The sequence below is a fragment of the Bradyrhizobium uaiense genome (assembly GCF_010811875.1).
GTDB classification, from domain to species: Bacteria; Pseudomonadota; Alphaproteobacteria; order Rhizobiales; family Xanthobacteraceae; genus Bradyrhizobium; species Bradyrhizobium uaiense.
Map to the genome: position 1 here is coordinate 1 of NZ_VKHP01000705.1, position 255 is coordinate 255.

1 pseudogene is annotated in these 255 nt (G+C 63.5%); it reads right to left on the minus strand.

Going from position 1 to position 255, the window contains the following annotated elements:
• Window positions 1-255: pseudogene (locus FNJ47_RS47165) on the minus strand (acetyl/propionyl-CoA carboxylase subunit alpha); the annotation flags it as partial.

A 255-nucleotide genomic window follows, 5' to 3' on the forward strand; every position in this document is an offset into this window, starting at 1 on the left:
CTTGGGGAATTCCTCGGCGATGAAGCCGGTCGAGAGCCGGCCCTCGCGCCAGCGTGGATGGTTCATCAACGCCGACAGGAACGGAATGTTGTGCCTGATGCCGTCGACATAGAAAGCGTCGAGCGCATTCGCCTGCGCCTCGATCGCCGCGGCGCGCGACGGCGCGTGGGTGACGAGCTTGGCCATCATCGGATCGTAATAGATCGAGATCTCGCCGCCCTCCTGCACGCCGGTGTCGTTACGAACAGTGATGCC